At 73.6% G+C, this 17,608-nt stretch carries 18 protein-coding genes; 7 read left to right on the plus strand and 11 right to left on the minus strand.

All coding sequences use genetic code 11. From position 1 onward, the window contains the following. Positions 1–11 precede the first annotated feature (11 nt). The 3 genes from ACQRUO_RS06095 to ACQRUO_RS06105 all read right to left on the minus strand — a co-directional run bounded on the left by ACQRUO_RS06095 (position 12) and on the right by ACQRUO_RS06105 (position 3,045). Positions 12–614 (minus strand): GNAT family N-acetyltransferase, encoded by a 603-nt coding sequence (locus ACQRUO_RS06095; protein ID WP_428314690.1) that lies wholly within the window; start codon positions 612–614, stop codon positions 12–14. Positions 615–666: 52 nt separating this feature from the next. Then, a complete protein-coding gene (locus ACQRUO_RS06100) occupies positions 667–1,320 on the minus strand; it encodes a nitroreductase family protein (RefSeq protein WP_428314691.1) in 654 nt (217 codons plus the stop codon). Between the two features lie 87 nt (positions 1,321–1,407). Beyond that, positions 1,408–3,045, minus strand: coding sequence for an ABC-F family ATP-binding cassette domain-containing protein (locus tag ACQRUO_RS06105; protein WP_428314692.1), 1,638 nt, complete (start codon positions 3,043–3,045; stop codon positions 1,408–1,410). Between the two features lie 350 nt (positions 3,046–3,395). Here ACQRUO_RS06105 and ACQRUO_RS06110 point away from each other — a divergent pair, with 350 nt between their 5' ends. Beyond that, complete coding sequence (locus ACQRUO_RS06110; protein ID WP_428314693.1) at positions 3,396–5,006, plus strand: ABC-F family ATP-binding cassette domain-containing protein; 1,611 nt, start codon at positions 3,396–3,398, stop codon at positions 5,004–5,006. 56 nt (positions 5,007–5,062) lie between these two features. Here ACQRUO_RS06110 and ACQRUO_RS06115 read toward each other — a convergent pair whose 3' ends face one another. Both ACQRUO_RS06115 and ACQRUO_RS06120 read right to left on the minus strand, forming a co-directional pair. Beyond that, entirely contained in the window at positions 5,063–6,127 is a 1,065-nt protein-coding gene (locus ACQRUO_RS06115; RefSeq protein WP_428314694.1) for a hypothetical protein, read from the minus strand. An 82-nt stretch (positions 6,128–6,209) separates the two neighbouring features. Next, positions 6,210–6,743 (minus strand): SigE family RNA polymerase sigma factor, encoded by a 534-nt coding sequence (locus ACQRUO_RS06120; RefSeq protein ID WP_428314695.1) that lies wholly within the window; start codon positions 6,741–6,743, stop codon positions 6,210–6,212. Positions 6,744–6,843: 100 nt separating this feature from the next. Between ACQRUO_RS06120 and ACQRUO_RS06125 the strand changes: the two genes are divergently transcribed. Then, positions 6,844–7,071: a hypothetical protein gene (locus ACQRUO_RS06125; protein WP_327069763.1), complete on the plus strand. Its 228-nt coding sequence runs from the start codon at positions 6,844–6,846 to the stop codon at positions 7,069–7,071. After that, complete coding sequence (locus ACQRUO_RS06130; protein WP_428314696.1) at positions 7,071–7,442, plus strand: toxin Doc; 372 nt, start codon at positions 7,071–7,073, stop codon at positions 7,440–7,442. The genes ACQRUO_RS06125 and ACQRUO_RS06130 overlap by 1 nt, the downstream gene beginning before the upstream one ends. Before the next feature lie 21 nt (positions 7,443–7,463). Here the strand turns inward: ACQRUO_RS06130 and ACQRUO_RS06135 are convergent, their stop codons facing one another. Then, entirely contained in the window at positions 7,464–7,931 is a 468-nt protein-coding gene (locus ACQRUO_RS06135; protein WP_428314697.1) for a hypothetical protein, read from the minus strand. Between the two features lie 109 nt (positions 7,932–8,040). Then, entirely contained in the window at positions 8,041–8,499 is a 459-nt protein-coding gene (locus tag ACQRUO_RS06140) for an Lrp/AsnC family transcriptional regulator (RefSeq protein ID WP_428314740.1), read from the minus strand. 91 nt (positions 8,500–8,590) lie between these two features. Between ACQRUO_RS06140 and ACQRUO_RS06145 the strand changes: the two genes are divergently transcribed. Then, positions 8,591–9,517 carry an SMP-30/gluconolactonase/LRE family protein gene (locus ACQRUO_RS06145; protein WP_428314698.1) on the plus strand — a complete coding sequence of 309 codons (927 nt, stop codon included), beginning with the start codon at positions 8,591–8,593 and terminating at the stop codon, positions 9,515–9,517. A gap of 76 nt (positions 9,518–9,593) precedes the next feature. Here the strand turns inward: ACQRUO_RS06145 and ACQRUO_RS06150 are convergent, their stop codons facing one another. The 4 genes from ACQRUO_RS06150 to ACQRUO_RS06165 all read right to left on the minus strand — a co-directional run bounded on the left by ACQRUO_RS06150 (position 9,594) and on the right by ACQRUO_RS06165 (position 12,666). Then, positions 9,594–10,304: a Pr6Pr family membrane protein gene (locus tag ACQRUO_RS06150; protein ID WP_428314699.1), complete on the minus strand. Its 711-nt coding sequence runs from the start codon at positions 10,302–10,304 to the stop codon at positions 9,594–9,596. Positions 10,305–10,387: 83 nt separating this feature from the next. After that, the gene (locus ACQRUO_RS06155; protein WP_428314700.1) at positions 10,388–11,125 is read right to left on the minus strand and encodes a response regulator; all 738 of its coding nucleotides are present in this window, start codon (positions 11,123–11,125) and stop codon (positions 10,388–10,390) included. Between the two features lie 55 nt (positions 11,126–11,180). Continuing rightward, positions 11,181–12,443, minus strand: coding sequence for a sensor histidine kinase (locus tag ACQRUO_RS06160; RefSeq protein ID WP_428314701.1), 1,263 nt, complete (start codon positions 12,441–12,443; stop codon positions 11,181–11,183). Positions 12,444–12,507: 64 nt separating this feature from the next. Beyond that, positions 12,508–12,666, minus strand: coding sequence for a hypothetical protein (locus ACQRUO_RS06165; protein ID WP_428314702.1), 159 nt, complete (start codon positions 12,664–12,666; stop codon positions 12,508–12,510). A gap of 298 nt (positions 12,667–12,964) precedes the next feature. Here ACQRUO_RS06165 and ACQRUO_RS06170 point away from each other — a divergent pair, with 298 nt between their 5' ends. The 3 genes from ACQRUO_RS06170 (at position 12,965) to ACQRUO_RS06180 (ending at position 17,602) form a co-directional block, all read left to right on the plus strand. Then, positions 12,965–14,098, plus strand: a complete 1,134-nt coding sequence (locus ACQRUO_RS06170; protein WP_428314741.1) for a CaiB/BaiF CoA transferase family protein — start codon at positions 12,965–12,967, stop codon at positions 14,096–14,098. Between the two features lie 77 nt (positions 14,099–14,175). Beyond that, entirely contained in the window at positions 14,176–15,387 is a 1,212-nt protein-coding gene (locus ACQRUO_RS06175) for an acetyl-CoA C-acetyltransferase (protein ID WP_428314703.1), read from the plus strand. Positions 15,388–15,424: 37 nt separating this feature from the next. After that, the gene (locus tag ACQRUO_RS06180; RefSeq protein WP_428314704.1) at positions 15,425–17,602 is read left to right on the plus strand and encodes a 3-hydroxyacyl-CoA dehydrogenase NAD-binding domain-containing protein; all 2,178 of its coding nucleotides are present in this window, start codon (positions 15,425–15,427) and stop codon (positions 17,600–17,602) included. Positions 17,603–17,608 lie beyond the last annotated feature (6 nt).

Genomic DNA, 17,608 nt, shown 5'->3' on the forward strand with positions numbered 1-17,608 from the left:
TTGACGGTGCGTCAGCGGCAGGCCGGCTGCTCCTGCACCCAGATCTCCTTGCGGTCGGTCTCGGCCGGCGCCTCGGCCGGCCGCTGTGCGACCCGGTCGAGGCGGTAGCCGAGCCGGCGCGGCACCCGGCCGCTGGGGGTGTTGGCCGCGTCGACGTGGATCTCCACCCGGTCGACGTCCGGCAGTCGCAGCGCGGCCTCGGTCAGCGCGGCGGCGCCGTTGGTGGCCAGCGAGCGACCGGTGTGCTCCTGGTCGATCCAGTAGCCGATCTCGATCGCGCGGGGGCCCACCCGCCGGTGCAGTCCGAACATGCCCAGCACCGTGCCGGGCCGGTCGGCGTGCTCCAGCACGTAGAGGAAGTCCGAGCCCGCCTCCCAGAGTTGCCAGCCGCGCCGGGTCGCCTCGGTGCTGTGCTCCATGGTGGGCGCGCCGGTGGCCCAGCTCATCCACGGGCGCAGGTGCGCCAGGTTGCGGATGATCACCGCGTTCATCTCGCCCGCGTGCTCCGGGGTCCGTCGGAGCAGCAGGTAGCCGTCGGGGAGGTCGATCCGCTCCGGCGGGCGGTGGGGGGTGGGCGGCGCAGCGCTGCCAGGGCCATCGGCGGTGTGGGTCATGACAGAAATGATGGCAGTCGCCGAGCGCCGCCGACCAGATGATTTCGCCCGGTTACAGCCGCACCAGCACCTCGTCCAGCTCCTTGCGCCGCAGGTCGGGCACGTGCGCCGCCGCGGCCGGGTAGCCGACCGGGATCACGTACGCGGCGCGTTCCTCGGCCGGGCGTTCGCAGACCTCGTTGAGGAACTTCATCGGGCTCGGGGTGTGGGTCAGGGTGGCCAGCCCGGCCTGGTGCAGCGAGGCGAGCAGCAGCCCGACCGCGATGCCGACCGACTCCTTGGTGTAGTACGGGCGCGGCGAGTCGGGGCCCTTGTGCACCTCGAAGACCACGATCACCGCCGGGGCGTCCTCGAGGAACGGCTTGTGCCAGTCGGTGCCGATCGGCTCCAGCGCGGCCAGCCACTCCGCCGAGGCCCGGTGGCCGTAGAACTCGCGCTCCTCCGCCTCGGCGGCCTCGCGCAGCCGCCGCTTGCGGTCCGGGTCGGTGACCACCACGAACCGCCAGGGCTGGACGTGCGCGCCGCTCGGCGCGGTCGCCGCGGTGCGCACCGCCCACTCCAGCACCCCGTCCGGGATCGGACGGCGGTCGTAGTCGCGGACGGTCCGGCGTCGGGCCATCACCTCGTGGAACTCCCGGGCGCGCGCCTGGGCCTGCTCGGCGGGCACCACCAGCGGGTGCAGCGGGACGGTCTGATAGGGGCTCATACCTCGATGTATGGGAAGCCGAGCGGAGGTCTAAACCACTCGGCTTCCCCTGGCTCCCCCGGGTCAGAGCTCGGGTCCGCCCCCGGGTCAGAGCTCGGTGACCCGCCCGCCGTCGACCACCAGGCGGCGGTTGACCGTGACCGTCTCCAGCATCCGCCGGTCGTGGGTGACCAGCAGCAGCGTGCCCGGGTAGCCGGCCAGCGCCGACTCCAGCTGCTCGATCGCCGGCAGGTCCAGGTGGTTGGTCGGCTCGTCCAGCACCAGCAGGTTGACTCCGCGGGCCTGGAGCAGCGCCAGCGCCGCCCGGGTGCGCTCGCCGGGGGAGAGGGTGTCGGCCGGGCGCAGCACGTGCACCGCCTTGAGCCCGAACTTGGCCAGCAGCGTGCGCACGTCGGCCGGCGACAGCTCCGGGACCGCCGCCTCGAAGGCGGCCAGCAGCGTCTCGGTGCCAAAGAACAGCCCGCGCGCCTGGTCCACCTCGCCGACCACCACGCCCGAACCCAGCGACGCCTGCCCGGAGGCCAGGTCCAGCCGGCCGAGCAGCGCCGCCAGCAGGGTGGACTTGCCGGCGCCGTTCGGGCCGGTGATCGCCACCCGGTCCGCCCAGTCGACCTGGAGGTCCACCGGGCCGAAGGCGAACTCGCCGCGCTGCACGGTGGCCTGGCGCAGCGTCGCCACCACCGAGCCGGAGCGCGGTGCCACGGCGATCTCCATCCGCAGCTCCCACTCCTTGCGCGGCTCCTCGACCACCTCCAGGCGCTCGATCATCCGCTGGGTCTGCTTGGCCTTGGCGGCCTGCTTCTCCGAGGAGGAGGCGGCCGCCGCCTTGCGGAGCTTGTCGCTGTCCGGGCTCTTCTTCAGCGCGTTGCGCACGCCCTTGTCCGCCCAGCCCTTCTGCATCCGGGCCCGGGCCTCCAGGTCGGACTTGGTGTCGGCGTACTCCTCGTACTCCTCGCGGGCGTGCCGGCGGGCCCGGGCGCGCTCCTCCAGGTACGACTCGTAGCCGCCGCCGTACAGGTTGACCTGCTGCTGGGCCAGGTCCAGCTCCAGCACCCGGGTCACCGTGCGGGCCAGGAACTCGCGGTCGTGGCTGATCAGCACGGTGCCGGCGCGCAGGTTGAGGACGAACTCCTCCAGCCGGGCCAGGCCGTCCAGGTCCAGGTCGTTGGTGGGCTCGTCGAGCAGGAAGACGTCGTAGCGGGAGAGCAGCAGCGAGGCGAGGCCGGCGCGGGCCGCCTGGCCGCCGGAGAGCCCGACCATCTGCTGGTCCAGGCCGACCGCCAGGCCCAGCGAGGCCGCGACCTGCTCGGCCCGCTCCTCCAGGTCGGCGCCGCCGAGCACGAGCCAGCGCTCCAGCGCGTCGTTGTAGGCGTCGTCGGCGCCCGGGCGGCCCTCGACCAGGCCCTCGGTGGCCTCGTCCAGCGCGGCCTGGGCGGCGGCCACCCCGGTGCGGCGGGCCAGGAAGTCGCGCACCGACTCGCCCGGGCGGCGCTCCGGCTCCTGCGGCAGGTGGCCGACGTTGGCGGTGCGCGGGCTGAGGGTGATCGACCCGTTCTCGGGGCGGTCCAGGCCGGCCAGCAGGCGCAGCAGGGTGGACTTGCCGGCCCCGTTGACCCCGACCAGCCCGGTCACCTCGCCGGGGGCGACGACCAGGTCCAGGCCGGAGAAGAGGGTGCGGTCGCCGTGGCCGGCGGCCAGGTCCTTGGTGACGAGAGTGGCGCTCATGATGCCCCGATCCTAATCGGCCCGCCCGGGCGGTCCGGAAAACCCGTTGCGGGCCCCGGGGCGGCGGCCTAGCGTGGTCGAGGTCGGTCCGGTCACACCGGGCCGCAGGTCGCCGGTCCATCCGCCGGCGCAGCCCGTTGGAAGCAGTCCGTCGGAACAGGAGAAGGCCGTTGCTCTACTGAGGTCAGGAGACACCGCTCCCGCGCTGATGCCCTCGCGCGGTTGAGGAGTGTGCTCGGCCTCGGTGGTCGCCTTCCGCGCTGCCGTCCGCTACCCATTCCGTTTCCGCGGTGTCTCCGTGCTGCCCGTTGCCCCATCTTCTTCGACGAGCAACCCCGCAGGAGGCCCCCATGGCACCGACGACCACCGCGATCCTCTGCACCGACCTCTGCTTCGAGTGGCCGGACGGCAAGCCCGTCCTGGACCGCTTCCACCTCGCCGTCGGCCCCGGCCGGACCGGCCTGATCGGCCTCAACGGCGCCGGCAAGTCCACCCTGCTGCGCCTGCTGGCCGGTGACCTCACGCCCACCGGCGGCACCGTCAGGGTGGCCGGCGAGATCGGCTACCTGCCGCAGGACCTGACCCTGGACACAGCCCTGCGGGTGGACGAGGCCCTGGGCATCCGGGCCAAGCGCGAGGCGCTGCACGCCATCGAGGCCGGGGACGTCGCCGAGCAGCACTTCGCCGTGATCGGCGAGGACTGGGACGTCGAGGAGCGGGCCCGGGCCACCCTCGACAGGCTGGGCCTGGCCCGGCTCGACCTGGACCGCACCGCCGGCGAACTCTCCGGCGGCGAGGTGGTGCTGCTGCGGCTGGCGGCCCTGCTGCTGGCCGGGCCCGACGTCCTGCTGCTGGACGAGCCGACCAACAACCTGGACCGCACCGCCCGGGCCCGCCTGTACGAGGCGGTGGCCGGCTTCGGCGGGGTGCTGGTGCTGGTCAGCCACGACCGGGAGCTGCTCGGCCGGGTGGACCAGATCGCCGACCTGCGGGACGGCGAAGTCACCTGGTACGGCGGCAACTTCGAGGACTACGAGCGGACCCTGGCGGCCGAGCAGGAGGCCGCCGAGCGGCTGGTGCGGGTGGCCGAGGCCGACGTCCAGCGGCAGAAGCGGGACCTGGCCGAGGCGAACGTCCGGCTGGCCCGCAGCGCCAGCTACGGCAAGAAGAAGTCGATCAGCCGCAACGACCCGAAGATCATGGCCGGGGCGTTCAAGCGGAAGGCGGAGGTGACCGCGGGCCGGGTGCGCGGCCTGCACCAGGACCGGCTGGCCGACGCCCGCGAGCGGCTCACCGCGGCCGAGGACGCGGTGCGCGACGACGCCGAGATCAGGATCGACCTGCCGCGCACCGAGGTGCCGCCCGGGCGCACCGTGCTGACCATGGAGAACGTCCGGCTCGGCACCGGGCACCGGATCAAGCTCGACCTGCGCGGGCCGGAGCGGATCGCCCTGGTCGGCGCCAACGGATCGGGCAAGACCACCCTGCTGCGCACCATCGCGGGCGAACTGGCCCCACTGGAGGGCGAGATCACCCGCCCGGTGCCGATCCGGTACCTGCCGCAGCGGCTCGACCTGCTGGACGACGCGCTCAGCGTGGCGCAGAACGTGAAGGCGCTGGCACCGGGGACCGGGGACAACGTCGTCCGGGCCCGGCTGGCCCGCTTCCTGTTCCGTGGCGGGCGGGCCGACCAGCCGGCCGGCACGCTCTCCGGCGGCGAGCGCTTCCGGGCCACCCTGGCCGCGCTGCTGCTGGCCGACCCGCCGCCGCAGCTGTTGCTGCTCGACGAGCCGAGCAACAACCTCGACCTGGCGAGCATGGGACAGCTGACCGACGCGCTCGACTCCTACCAGGGCGCGCTGGTGGTGGTCAGCCACGACCTGCCGTTCCTGCGCGGGCTGGGGCTGACCAGGTGGCTGCAGCTGGACGGGTCGGGGCTGCGGCAGGTGGACCCGCAGTAGTGGCGGCGCGCCCGGTCCTCGCCTCACGGGGGTGGGCGAGGACCGGGCGCGGTGCGTCACGCCGGCGGCAGCTGGGCGCCGACCGCGAGCCAGACCGGGTCGAGGGCGATGCTGCTCAGCTGGTCGACGGTGAGCGGGACGGTGGCCCGGTCGGCGGGGGCGCGACCCTGGTCCGGGGCGTTCTCCGTGGCCACCGTCACCACCAGGCCGGTGGGCAGCTGCAGCTTCGCGGAGCGCAACCACGGCTGGAACTGCTCCCCGGACGACGGCGCGAGGCCGCGGTCCGTGATGAGCAGCGTGCTGCCGTCGGGCCGGACGGTGCAGGGGCCGCCCTGCGGGGGAGAGGCGGGCGGGCAGCTGGTGTCGGCCTGCCCCTGGGAGGAGACCGGCTGGCGGTAGACCTGGATCATCGTGCTGGCGGCGCCCTGGCCGTCGGTGATGGTGAAGGAGGCCATCGCCATGCCGGGGGGTGCGACCGAGGACGGGTGCGCGGTGGTGCCCTGGGCCGTCCTGGCGCCCTGGGACTGGGGCTGGCTCAGCTGGAGGCCGGCGGGCAGGCGGGCGCGGAACAGCTCGAGCATCGTCGCGTCGTCCACCGGGCCGAGGCTCGGTGGGGCGGAGGCGGAGGCGGAGGCGGAGGCGGGGGCCGAGGCCGGGGCCGTGGGGGTGGCGGTTGCGGTGGGGCTGGTGGCGGTGGGCGTGCTGGGGGTGGCGGTGGGGCTGGTGGCGGTGCCGGGGCTTGGCGCCGTGCTGGGCGTGGCAGCCGGACCGGGCGTCGCGGCGGTGTTCGGCGCGGCGCTGGTCACGGTGACGCTCGCCGGTGCGGCCGTGCTCCGGGTGCCGGTCAGCTGGGGGGCGACGAACGCCCCGCCCGCCGCCAGCACCGCCACCGCGGCCGCGCTCGCCAGGACGGTGCGCTGCCGCTTGCGCCGCCGCCCGCGCCGCTCGGCGCCGGTGGCGAGCAGCTCCAGTACGGGGGTGGGGGTGGCCTGCCCGGTCTCCCGCAGGGCTTGGCCGAAGGCGGTGGCGAACTCCGGGCCGAGGCGGTCGGGGTGGTCGGGGCGGCCGGGGTGATCGGAGTGGTCGGGGTGGCCGTCGGGGTGCTGGTGTCCGGGGGGCATGGCGAAGCCTCGCTTTCTCGTCCGTAGGGACGCGCGAAGGGTCGGGGGAAGGGTCGGGGGAGGGGCGGCGGCGGTCGGGGGGTCAGCCGAGCCCGCTGTGCTCGGCGAAGGTGTCGCCCAGCAGCGCGCGCATCCGGCCCAGCGCGCGGTGGCTGCGCGAGCGGACGGCGGTGGAGGTGAGGTCGAGCGTGGCAGCGGTCTCCTCGACGCTGCGGTCCTCCCAGAACCGCAGCACCAGCACGGCCCGGTCCGCGGCCGAGAGTTCGCGCAGGGCGCGCAGCAGGGTCAGCCGGAGCGCGGGGTCCTGGTCGGTGACGCCCAGGTCGGGGAACTCCTCGGTGACCCGCTCGCGACTGCTGCGCCGGCGCCGCAACGACAGGAAGGCGTTGACCAGCACCGTCTGTGCGTACCCGGCCGGGTTCTCCAGTCGGGCCAGCCGTTTCCACCGCACGAACATCCGGCTCAGCGCCTCCTGCACCAGGTCCTCGGCGAGGTGCGTGTCACCGCCCGTCAGCAGGTAGGCCGTCCGGTACAGCTGTCCGCCGCAGGCCGTGGCGAACTCCAGGAAATCCAGCGGGCCTGGGGGCGCCGGGTCGGTGGTCGGGGAGTGGTCCATGCCTCACTAACGCGATGAGCTGATGATGATGTTGCAGGGGTTCTCGGCTAATCCTCCCAATGCTGTTCGGGTCCGGTACCGCTCCGGTACCCTGAGGCGCATGCCGGCACTCAACATCGAGTACACCGAGGCGGAACTGGCCGCGATCCGCGAGGCCGCAGCGGCCGACGGCAAGTCGGTCAAGGCGTACGTGCACGACCTGAGCGTGCGTGAGCAGCAGCGCCGAACCTTCGTCAACCACGCGGTCGCGTTCTGGAACGCGCACCTGGAGGAGTTCGACGCGGCCTTCCCGGAGGACACGCCCGCCGCCCGGCGCAGTGCTGCCTGATGCTGCTGCACGTCGACATCCGCTGGCTCCTCGATGTCCAGGAGCAGGCCTCGCCCGAGGACCTGAGCGTGCGCGACTACTCCGCGCTGCAGGCGGCGGTGGCCCGGCACCGGGTCAACACCGCCCAACTCGGCCATGACGCGGACCCGGCCTGGTGCGCCGCGGCGCTGATGCACACCATCGTGCTGCTCCGCCCGCTCCCGGTCCGCAACAACCTCTACGCCTGCATGGCGACCGCCGCCTACATGCACGCCGCCCTCGAGGGCATCGACCCGCCCTACGGCGCCCTGGTCGAACTGGCCCGCGACGTGGCCGACACCAAGGCGGACATCTTCGCGGCCGCCGACCGCATCCGCTCCTGGCGCATCTAGGAGCGCCTCAGTCGCGCGTCGCTACCACTCCTCGGTCGTCCGCAGCAGCCAGCTCCACTCGGCGTCCGCGAGCGGCTCCCCGTCGACGGAGATCGAGCTCCGCACCTTGAAGGTGTTCGAGCCCGGCCACCCATAGGGAGCCTTCTCGGCGGGGTAGAGGAGGACCGTGTACGGCTCGGACGAGGGCGCGAGGGCCTCCAGCAGGACGCTGTCGGACTGCGGCTCAAGACCCCTCATGGAGAGGACCTTCGTGCACCGCGCCTTCTCCAGGGGAGAGTTCCCGGTCAGGATCTCCACGCTGATGCTGTAGCGGGTGCCCTCCTTGAGGACGATGATGGTGCGGCGCGCCACATCCCGCTCGGCGGCGGTGGCGATCTCTATCCGGAGGGGCTCGCACCCCTCGCCCTGGACGATCATCGCCAGCAGCCTCGCGGTGCTCGGACCGTCCGTCACCACCGGCCCGCCGGAGGTGCTCTCACCGTTGCTCATCGACAGGTCTCCTTATCCGTCTCAATGAACTGACTGGCCATCATCCATCCGGCCGCGGACGACTGGAAGGACGCCGGCCGGCGCCGAACGGTTCGGAGGGCGGCCCGAATCAGTCGCCGACCTGGTCGTGGGGGACGGCTGACGGCGGGCGTTCGAAGAAGGTCTCCAGGGAGACCGTCGCCTGGGTTCCGCTCACGCCGTCGATCGCGTAGAGGCGGCGCAGGACGTCCTGGAGTTGTTCGGTGGTCGCGGTGCGCACCTTGACGAAGACCGAGGCGCTGCCGGCGATGACGTGGGCCTCCTCGATCTCCGGGATGGCGGCGAACGCCGCGGCGGACTCGCCGATCCAGGCCGAGGACTCGACCATCACGAAGGCCAGCACGCCGAGTCCGAGCGCCTTGGGGTCGACCTCGACCGTGGTGCGGCGGATCACCCCGCGCTCGCGCAGCTTGCGGACCCGTTCGTGGGTGGCGCCCGCCGAGAGGCCGACGGCCTTGCCGAGGGCGGCGTAGGCCAGTCCCGCGTCCTGCTGGAGCAGGGTGAGCAGGCGGCGGTCGATGTCGTCCAGGTTCTCCGATGCCATGGTCCAACCCTATGACGTTCTGCCATACTCGAACAGCTCCGAACGAGATTCGGAATCTGGCGACTAGGGGTGGACTATGTCTGGCGAGATCAAGCACGGGCTGTATCAGATCCTGGACGAGCGTTTCCGTACCGGCAAGTGCGCCAACGGTGACTACCGGCTGGAGCAGCTGTACGGGGACTGCCGGTGGGCCGAGGGGCCGGTCTACCTGCCCGCCTGGCGTCAGCTGATCTGGAGCGACATCCCCAACGACCGGATGCTGCGCTGGGACGAGGCCACCGGCACGGTCGCCGTCTTCCGCTCCCCGGCCGGGCACAGCAACGGCAACACCCTGGACCGCGAGGGCCGACTGATCACCTGTGAGCAGGGCAACCGCCGGGTCACCCGCACCGAACACGATGGGTCGATCACGGTGCTGGCCGACCGTTACCAGGGCAAGCGGCTCAACTCGCCCAACGACGCGGTGGTGCACTCCGACGGGTCGATCTGGTTCTCCGACCCGGACTTCGGCATCACCAGCGACTACGAGGGCCACCGCGACGTCGCCGAGATCGGCGCCTGCAACGTCTACCGGATCGACCCGGCCGACGCCGCCGTGCGCAAGGTGGCGGACGGCTTCGTCGGGCCCAACGGGCTGGTCTTCTCCCCGGACGAGCAGCAGCTCTACGTGTCGGACAGCCGGGCCGGGCACATCCGGGTCCTCGACGTACGGGAGGACGGCACGCTCTCCGACGGGAAGGTGTTCGCGAAGGCGTCGAACGGCAGCTTCGACAACATCCGCTTCGACGACGGCGGTCGGCTCTGGGCGGCGGCCTTCGCCGACGGGGTGCACTGCTACGACCCGGACGGCACCCTGATCGGCCGCCTGCTGGTGCCCGAGGACGTCTCCAACCTGACCTTCGGCGGTCCGAAGAACAACCGGCTCTTCATCACCGCCAGCACCTCGGTCTACTCGCTGGTGATGGCGGTGACGGGGACCCACCGGGCGCGGTACCAGCGGTAGCGGGTAGCGGGTAGCGGGTAGCGGGCGGTGGGGCCGGTGTGCGGGCCTCCGGGGCCGGCGCCTCGGGCGCGGGACTTCAGCGGTCGGCGCCGACCTCCGCGCCGACCCCCGCGGCGGCTGCGGTGCCGACCGCAGCCGGGGAGGCAGCCGGGCGCAGGCGGGCGCGCAGGGCGGTGCCCAGGCGGTCGAGGCCGACCACGGTGGCGGCCAGGACGATGAACTCCACGGTCAGCTGGGCGATCTGGAGCCAGACGTAGCCGTAGCCGTGGGTGGTCGGGTCGAAGAAGAAGTACGGGTACTTGTTCGGGAAGCTCGGGAAGAGCGCGGCGCGGATCATCACCACGGCGGCGTAGCCGAGCGGGAAGGAGAGCCAGAGCGGCAGGTCGCGCCAGCGCGAGGCGTTGCGCGGGCGGGCGCAGAACCAGTCGAGCAGCACCAGCACCGGGGTGGTGTAGTGCAGCAGGAAGAGCGACCAGTTGGCCAGCCGGTCGGGGCCGGAGACCAGGCCGGGCAGCGGGTTGGCGCCGTGGTTCAGCAGGATGTGCGCGACCAGGCCGGTGATCAGGATGTACAGGGTGGCCGCGCCGCGCAGCCGGGGTGCGGGGGCGTCGAGGGTGCGGCGCTTGGTCATCCAGTAGACCGCGCCGGCGAAGTAGCCCAGGACCAGGGTGTTGCTCTCGACGGTGAAGTAGACCAGTGAGCTGGTGCCCAGGGCCAGGCCGATCCCGCTGGAGAGGACGATGGCCAGGCGCCACCAGAGCGTGGGGCGGGTCCAGACGTTGATCATGAGCTCACCGGTCCGTCGTGCGGGTTGATCGACGTACTGTACCCATGGGTACCGGCGCCGGGCAGGCCAGCCCGCGGCATGCGTCACAGCGGGAGCACGAAGCCCGACTCGTAGGCCCTGATCACCGCCTGGGTGCGGTCCCGCGCGCCGAGTTTGGCGAGCACGTTGGCGACGTGGCTCTTCACGGTCTCGGGGCTGAGGACCAGGTCGGCGGCGATCTCCGCATTGTTCAGGCCGGTGGCCATCAGCCGCAGCACCTGGCCCTCGCGCTCGGTGAGCCGGGCCAGCGCGGTGGCGGCGCGGCGCAGCGCGGTGGCCCGGGGGCCGGTGGCGGTGGCCGCGGGGTGGGCCGGGGCCGGAGCGTGGGCGGCGGCCAGCTCGCGGATGGCCGCGGGGTAGAGCAGCGAGTCCCCGCGCGCGACCAGGCGGATCGCCTGCACCATCTCCTCGGCCCGGGCCCGTTTGAGCAGGAAGCCGGCGGCACCCACCCGCAGCGCCTGGTACACGTAGTCGTCGTTCTCGAAGGTGGTCACCACCAGCACCCGGGGCGGCTGCGGCAGCGAGCCGAGCACCAGCTCGGTGGCCCGGATGCCGTCCACCTCGGGCATCCGGACGTCCATCAGCACCACGTCCGGCCGCTGTTCGCGCACCACCGGCAGCACCGTGCTGCCGTCGGCGGCCTCGCCGACCACGGTCAGGTCGGGCTCGGCGTCGATCACCACCCGCAGGCCCTGGCGCACCAGCCGCTCGTCGTCGGCGATCACCACCCGGATCGGGGCGGCGGCGCCCGTCGCGTCGGTGCCCGTCGTGCCGCTGCTCATCGTTCGTCCCCTCGTCGTCGTTGCTGCTGTCGCCGCTGCCGTGGTGTCGGGCTGGTCATGGCACCCCCAGCGCAGCCGCCCCCAGGGCGGCCGCGGGCGGCGCGACCGGGAGCCAGACGGCCAGCCGCCAGCCGCTGCCGTCCGCCGTGCGGCCGCTGACGCAGCCGCCGTGCAGGGCAGCGGCGCGCTCGGCGACACCGCGCAGCCCGCGGCCGCCGCCCGGCCGGCTGGGCCGCCCGGCACCGAGCGGGTTGGTCAGCTCCAGCTCCAGCCGCTCGCCCCGCACCTCCAGCCGCAGGGTGGCCGGCACCGACCCGGCGTGCCGCAGCACATTGGTCAGCCCCTCCTGGACGATCCGGTAGGCCTCCCGGGAGAGCGGCTCCGGCAGCAGGGGCAGGCCGGCCCCGGTGTGCGTCTCCACCGCGACGCCGGCCAGCGCCAACTGCCGGACCAGTGGCTGCAGGGCCGCCAGCGTGGGGCCGGCGCTCGCGCCCTGGCGCTCCTGCTCCTCCTCGCGCAGCACGCCCAGCACCGCGTCGAGTTCGCCGACCGCCTGCCGGGACAGCTCCTCGATCGCGGCCAGCGCCTCGGCGGCGAACTCCGGATCGCTGCGCAGCACCCGGGCGGCCGCCGCGGCCTGGATCGACACCGCGCTGAGCGCGTGGCCGACCGAGTCGTGCAACTCGCGGGCCAGGCGGTTGCGCTGGGCCAGCAGCAGGGCGCGCTGCTCGGCGGCGGCGAGCCGCTCGGCCGGGGTCGGCCCGAGCAGCACCGGGGCGCACCGGGCCAGCAGCGCGCCCGCCGCCGCGTTGGTGAGCAGCACCAGCAGGAGCAGGCCGGCACCCAGCAGCAGCGAGACCGGGTAGGGCAGGTGGTGCGCCCAGCTCAGCCGGCGCACGGTGGCGGGGGAGAACCAGAGCACCAGGACCGCGGGCGCGACCGAGAGCGACATCCCGCTGACGATCGCGCCGAGCAGCAGGTGCAGGGAGAACCAGGCGGCGGTGCGCCGCCGGGCCGCCCAACTGGTGGCCGGCCCGACCGCCAACTCGCCGGCGCGGGCCGCCGCCAGCGCCCGCGCGGCCGTGCCGACCAGCACCCGGACCACCGGCAGCAGACCGGCCACCCAGGCCAGCGGCACGGCGATCACCAGCGCGAGCAGCTGGACCAGCACCGAGCGCACCGGGGTGTCGGTCGGCAGCTCGACCAGCAGCACCGTCGCCAGCAGCCAGAACGGCATCAGCAGCGCACCCCCGAGCACCAGGTGCACCCAGCGCACCCGGGCCCGGCGACCGAGCAGGGTCGTGATGATCCGTTCCATGTCGCCGACCCTACAAACCGTCAGCTGCCCGCGTCTTCGAGCCGACGGTTGATTCGGCCCTCGATCATCCGGTGGATGCGGGCTCCCCCGCGCGGGGGAGTCCGGGCGGGGTCCAGGGGAGTGCGGGCGGGGTCCAGACGTACCGGGTGGCCGTGGTCAGCGGCAGCAGCCCGAGCCGGCGCAGGATCGGCGCGCTCTGCGCTGCCGGCGCCATGAGCGCCATGAGCGCCATGAGCACTATGAGCGCCGTGAGCGCCGTGAGCGCTGTCGGGGCGATCGGGGTACCCGCGGTCCTCGGGGTTCTCGGCGTACTCAGCGTGCTCGGCTCGGTTCATCCGGGCGACCCTACGCGCCGCGCCGCCGCGAGGCCCCGCCCACTCTTGTTACTCGCCGGTCACCGGCATACCATCCCGAGTGTTACAGCTTTACTGTCACGCTCGCGAGGAGGCGGCCGGGTGACTGGTGACGCGCCGGCTGGTGCCCACGCACCCACCACCCCCGTGCCCGGCCCGCTGGCCGGGGTGCGGGTGGTCGAGCTGGCCGGGATCGGCCCCGGGCCGTTCGCCGCGATGCTGCTCGCCGACCTGGGCGCCGACGTGGTCCGGGTGGACCGCCCCAGCGCCTCGCCGCTGGCCGGCGACCCGGCCCTGGACCTGACCAACCGCAACAAGCGCTCGGTGCTGGTCGACCTCAAGGACCCGGCCGGCCCGGCCCGGCTGCTCGACCTGGTGGAGCGCGCCGACCTGCTGATCGAGGGCTACCGGCCCGGGGTCGCCGAGCGGCTCGGCGTGGGTCCGAAGCCCTGCCTGGAGCGCAACCCCGCCCTGGTCTACGGCCGGATGACCGGCTGGGGCCAGGACGGCCCGCTGGCCGCCACCGCCGGGCACGACCTGGACTACATCGCGCTCACCGGCGTGCTCTCCATGATCGGCCCGGCCGACGGGCCGCCGGCCGTCCCGGTCAACCTGCTCGGCGACTACGCCGGCGGCGCGCTCTACCTGGTGGTCGGCCTGCTGGCGGCGCTGCAGCACGCCCGGGCCACCGGGCAGGGGCAGGTGGTGGACGCCGCGATCGTGGACGGCACCGCGCACCTGGCCACGCTCTTCTGGGGCCTGCTCGCCGAGGGCCGCTGGCAGGACCGGCGCGGCGTCAACTTCCTGGACGGCAGCGCCCCCTGCTACGCCGTGTACCAGGCCCGCGACGGCGGCCACTTCGCGGTCGCCGCACTGGAGCCGCAGTTCTACGCCGAGTTCGCCCGCCTGCTGGAGCTGGGCGAGGACGCCCCCGCGCAGTACGACGGCAGCCGCTGGCCCGAGCTGCGGGCGTTGATCGCGACCCGGTTCGCGAGCCGCGACAGCGCCCACTGGGCCGCCGTCTTCGCGGGCTCGGACGCCTGCGTCACCCAGGTGTTGACGCTCGCCCAGGCGGCCGTTGACCCGCACCTGGCGGCCCGCGGCACCTACCTGACCCACCACGGCGTCACCCAGCCCGCCCCCGCCCCGCGCTTCTCCGCCACCCCCGCCACGCTGCGCCGCCCGCCCGCCCGACCGGGCGCGGACGCCGCCGAGGTGGCCAGCGACTGGGGCCTGCCCGAGCCGGCCCGGCCCACCGACCTGCCCGACCCGACCCGGCCCACCGACCCGTCCACGCGATGACCACCCCCAGGTGACCACCCCCGGATGACCACCCCCGGATGACCACCCCCGAGAGCTCCCCCCGAGAGGCAGCAACCGTGAGTACCGAAGCCTACGTCTACGAGGCGATCCGCACCCCGCGCGGCCGCGGCCGGAACGGCTCCCTGCACGCCACCAAGCCGGTCGACCTGGTGGTCGGGCTGATCCGCGAACTGCGGGCCCGGATGCCCGAGCTGGACCCGGCCGCGATCGACGACGTGGTGCTCGGCGTGGTCAGCCCGCTGGGCGACCAGGGCTCCGACATCGCCCGGATCGCGGCGATCGCCGCCGGCCTGCCGGACACCGTGGCCGGCGTCCAGGAGAACCGCTTCTGTGCCTCCGGCCTGGAGTCGGTCAACCTGGCCGCCGCCAAGGTCCGTTCGGGCTGGGAGGAGCTGGTGCTGGCCGGCGGCGTCGAGTCGATGTCCCGGGTTCCGATGGGCTCGGACGGCGGCGCCTGGTTCGCCGACCCGATGACCAACTACGAGGCCCACTTCATCCCGCAGGGCGTCGGCGCCGACCTGATCGCCACCATCGAGGGCTTCACCCGCGCCGACGCGGACGCGTTCGCCGCCGAGTCCCAGGCGCGCGCCGCCAAGGCGCAGGCGGACGGCCTCTTCGACCGTTCGGTGGTCCCGGTCCGCGACCGCAGCGGCCTGGTCGTGCTGGAGCGCGACGAGTACCTGCGCCCGGGCACCACGGTGGAGACCCTGGCCGGCCTCAAGCCCGCCTTCGCCGGGGTCGGCGAGGCCGGCGGCTTCGACGCGGTGGCGCTGCAGAAGTACCACTGGGTGGAGCGGATCGACCACGTGCACACCGCCGGCAACTCCTCCGGCATCGTGGACGGCGCCTCGCTGGTGGCGATCGGCTCGCCCGCGATCGGCGAGCGCTACGGCCTGCGCCCGCGGGCCCGGATCGTCTCCGCCGCGGTCTCCGGCTCCGAGCCGACCATCATGCTCACCGGCCCGGCGCCGGCCACCCGCAAGGCGCTGGCCAAGGCCGGCCTGACCGCCGCCGACATCGACCTGGTGGAGATCAACGAGGCGTTCTCCGCGGTCGCCCTCCGCTTCATGCGCGAACTCGGCTTCAGCCACGAGCAGGTGAACGTGAACGGCGGCGCGATCGCCCTCGGGCACCCGCTGGGCGCCACCGGCGCGATGCTGCTGGGCACCCTGATCGACGAGCTGGAGCGGCGCGAGCTCCGGTACGGCCTGGTCACCCTGTGCGTGGGTGGCGGCATGGGCATCGCCACCATCGTCGAGCGCATCTGACCGCCGTCCTGATCCGACGTTCCTGGAGACACCTGTCATGACCGACCTCACCGTGATCCGCTGGGAGCAGGACCAGGAGGGCATCGTCACCCTCGTCCTGGACGACCCCGACCAGTCCGTCAACACCATGAACGCCGCCTTCACGGCCGACTTCCAGGCCGCGGTGGCGCGCCTGGCCGGCCTGGCCGAGGCGGGCGAGCTGCGCGGGGTGATCGTCACCTCCGCCAAGAAGACCTTCTTCGCCGGCGGCGACCTGCGCATGCTCGGTGCCGTCGAACCGGCGAACGCCGCCGAGTTCTTCGAGCACTCGATGGCCCTCAAGCGGGCCATGCGCACCCTGGAGACCCTGGGCAAGCCGGTGGTCGCCGCGATCAACGGCAGCGCGCTGGGCGGCGGCCTGGAGCTGGCGCTGGCCTGCCACCACCGGGTGGCGCTGGACAGGCCCGGCAGCAAGCTCGGCTTCCCCGAGGTGACCCTCGGCCTGCTGCCCGGCGGCGGTGGCGTGGTGCGCACCGTGCGGCTGCTCGGGATCGCCGACGCGCTGCTGAAGTGGTTGCTGACGGGTCGTCAGTACCGCCCGGCGGACGCCGTGCAGCACGGCCTGGTGCACGAACTGGCGGCCGATCAGGACGAGTTGCTCGCCAAGGCGCGGGCCTTCGTGCTGGCCAACGAGAGCGCCCAGCAGCCCTGGGACGTCAAGGGTCACAAGATCCCCGGCGGCACCCCCGCCACCCCGGCGCTCGCCGCCCAGCTGCCCGCCTACCCGGCCAACCTGCGCAAGCAGCTGAACGGCGCCCCCTACCCGGCCCCGCGCAACATCATGGCCGCGGCCGTCGAGGGCAGCCAGGTGGACGTGGACAACGCCCTGGTGATCGAGGCGCGGTACTTCACCGAGCTGGTCTGCGGCCAGACCGCCAAGAACATGATCCAGGCGCTCTTCTTCGACACCCAGGCGGTCAACGCCGGTGCCTCGCGGCCCGCCGGCATCCCGGAGCGGCAGGTGCGCAAGGTCGCCGTGCTGGGTGCCGGGATGATGGGCGCGGGCATTGCCTACGCCTGCGCCAAGGCCGGGCTGGAGGTGCTGCTCAAGGACGTCAGCGTCGAGGCGGCCGAGCGCGGCAAGGCCTACTCGGCCGGCCTGCTGGACAAGGCGGTGGCCCGCGGGCGCAGCACCGCCGAGCAGCGCGAGGAGTTCCTGGCCCGGATCACCCCGACCGCCGAGACGGCCGACCTGGCCGGCTGCGACGCGGTGATCGAGGCGGTCTTCGAGGACGTCTCGCTCAAGCACAAGGTGTTCCAGGAGGTGCAGGAGGTGCTGGCGCCGGACGCGCTGCTCTGCTCCAACACCTCGACCCTGCCGATCTCGCTGCTCGCCGAAGGCGTCGAGCGCCGCGCCGACTTCATCGGCCTGCACTTCTTCTCGCCGGTCGACAAGATGCCGCTGGTCGAGATCATCAAGGGGCAGGCGACCGGCGACGAGGCGGTGGCCCGCGCCTTCGACCTGGTCCGCCGGATCGGCAAGACGCCGATCGTGGTCAACGACTCGCGCGGCTTCTTCACCTCCCGGGTGATCGGCCAGTTCATCAACGAGGGAGTGGCGATGGTGGCCGAGGGCGTCGAGCCCGCCAGCATCGAGCAGGCCGCCGCCCAGGCCGGCTACCCCGCCAAGGTCCTCTCGCTGCTCGACGAGCTGACCCTCACGCTGCCGCGCAGGATCCGCGGCGAGGCGCAGCGGGCCGCCGAGGAGGCCGGGCAGGAGTACCTCCCGCACCCGGCCGAGGTGGTCTTCGACCGGATGGTGGAGGAGTTCGGCCGGCCGGGGCGCAGCGGCGGCGCCGGTTTCTACGACTACGACGAGAACGGCAGGCGCGGCCTGCTCTGGCCCGGCCTGCGCGAGCACTTCGGGCGCGAGGGCGTGGACGTCCCGTTCGAGGACCTGAAGGAGCGGATGCTCTTCGCCGAGGCGGTGGACACGGTGCGCTGCCTGGAGGAGGGCGTGCTCACCTCGGTGGCGGACGCCAACGTCGGCTCGATCCTCGGGATCGGCTTCCCGGCCTGGACCGGCGGCGTGCTCCAGTACATCAACGGCTACCCGGGCGGCGTGGCCGGGTTCACCGCGCGGGCCCGGGAGCTGGCGGCCGCGTACGGGGAGCGGTTCACGCCGCCGCCGATGCTGGAGCGGGTGGCGGCGGAGGGCGGGGTGTTCCGGGACTAGGTTCTC

Origin of the sequence: Kitasatospora sp. LaBMicrA B282 (assembly GCF_050325825.1) — a bacterium.
Classification (GTDB): domain Bacteria; phylum Actinomycetota; class Actinomycetes; order Streptomycetales; family Streptomycetaceae; genus Kitasatospora.